Annotated in this window: 1 protein-coding gene; it reads right to left on the reverse strand. The window is 46.0% G+C overall.

What is annotated here, in order from left to right:
* Positions 1–396: 396 nt before the first annotated feature.
* Positions 397–1,788 (reverse strand): ATP-binding protein, encoded by a 1,392-nt coding sequence (locus B3K91_RS04920; RefSeq protein ID WP_292594167.1) that lies wholly within the window; start codon positions 1,786–1,788, stop codon positions 397–399.
* Between the last annotated feature and the right edge of the window lie 205 nt (positions 1,789–1,993).

Consider the following 1,993-nt stretch of genomic DNA (forward strand, 5'->3'; position numbering starts at 1 on the left):
GCATCACGGGATGACAGTCCTTAACGTCATCCTGGCGTGCTACTGGCCAGGATCTTGTTCTTTGGTGTGAAAAACACAAGCAGTTGCAAGTTATTAGAGCAAAAGCCAAGAAACTTTCTAAGTCTCTTGAAATGCTCTTCTTCTCGGTCGGTGGACGGCGGACCGTTGACGGACAACGCTGTCTTCGTCAGCGCTCAGCGGGTCCTTGCTCTTAAGCGCACAGCGGTTCTTTTAGCGAGATCCCGATCAGTTGCATATCGGGATGACAGTCTTTTCTTGCTTTTCGTCATTTTTGTTTAGACATAGTGGCAGCTTAGTAATTCGTACACACCATGAATATGGAGGAATCGATTCGATGGTCTGTCCTAATGAAACCACAAGCGGTCCAATTTGATTTCAGGCAAAGAGGTCATCTAAGGTCACCAAGTAAACACTTTCATCTTTTGCAGCTAGTTCTTGCAGATCTGTGGTGAATCCGCTCTTGGAAAAGATGACGAATATCCTGTCTTTGCAAGCGATAATCGATCCCTTTTCTCTTAATCTCTCAAGTTCGCCTATCCCGACTCTTGCGTTGGTCCACTTGCATTCACCGATTATCGCTTGATTATCTCCCAGACCAAGAAGATCAATTTCCTCTTCCTTCTTCGTTGCTTGGTTGTTTCCCCACCACTTGCCCAACTTCATAATCCTGAAGGGTAGTTCTCCCCTGCCACTTTTGTACAATAAATAGTCCCTGCATATGCTTTCGAAAGCTAGGCCGAGATACTTGCTGAGTCCGTTAGCGATCTTCTTGTCCAGAAGCTCTTCTGTCATGCCGGTTTCGATAAGCGAGAGGTTAGGAAACACAAAGGTGTACCAGAATCTGAAGAGATTGTCTCTGATATAGTAGATCGCCTTCCGTGAAGTGCTTTTCTCTGTAACGGGCACTTCTCGTCCCAATATGTTCAAGTTCAGCAGTGTAGCTATGTACTTTGCAGTTTTATCGTTAGGCTCTCCTACCCTTGTACTTATCTCGTTCAGGCGAGTAGCGCCTTGGGCAATTGATTCTATTATACTGTTGTAGAGGGAAGGTTCGCGCAGTTCCTGTCTCAACAAGAATCTAGGCTCGGCATAAAGATACGCCGATGTATCGAGAAAGTTGTTTGCAATGTTCTCTCCATATGGAAGATGCTGGTTCCACTTCTGCAGATACTGCGGGATGCCCCCCAAAATTCCATACGCGATGATTTTTTCTTTGTTGCTCAGTTCGGGAAAGAACAGCGACGCTTCTCGATAGGTGAATGGCTCGACTCTCAGCTGAGCTGTTCTTCTTCCAAACAAGGGGCTCCTACTGCCCAGCACTTCGCTCTCCATGAAACTCACAGATGAACCGCAAAGAACTAAATAGAGCTTTGTTTCAAGTAGCTCATGATCTATAAGGCGCTGCAAGACAGACGGGAAATAGCTAGTAGCATTCGCCAAATATGGGTACTCATCTATTACTAGCAGAAGACGCTTTTCCTTTGCTTTGGATGCAACGAACCTAATCGCCTTCTCCCATGACTCAAATGGAGATAATGTGTCTTTCTGGCCGAAGTGTTCTAGAATGACTTCCGAGAAGTTTCGCAGCATCATTTTCTCGTTGACCTCATCGCAGACAAAGAAGATGCTTTCGATCTCTTTTGAGAACTCTCTTAGAAGAGCGGTCTTACCCACTCTTCGACGTCCATATACAACGGCCATCTCGAACTTTCCACTGTCCTTAAGCTTCCTGAGAGAAGCAAGCTCTTTCTCTCTGTTGATGAACATTTAACAACCTCCAACACAACTACTAACTCGTAAGTTACTAACTCTAGAGCCAATTATATCATCATAAATGCAATCTTTGAAAAGCGTCTCGAAGATGCGAGGCTGGCTTAGGCAGGAAGAGATGCCACCTTCGGTGTGACGCATTGCACTGAGGAGCATCAGTGGACGCAATGCCGGCAAAGGATCATGCCGGGACGCAAGGCTG

It is taken from the genome of Mesotoga sp. UBA5847, assembly GCF_002432735.1.
Lineage (GTDB): Bacteria > Thermotogota > Thermotogae > Petrotogales > Kosmotogaceae > Mesotoga.

What these genes read in the sequence shown, in the direction of transcription:
- B3K91_RS04920 (WP_292594167.1), bottom strand. Translation starts at nt 1,788, where the DNA reads ATGTTCATCAACAGAGAGAAAGAGCTTGCTTCTCTCAGGAAGCTTAAG.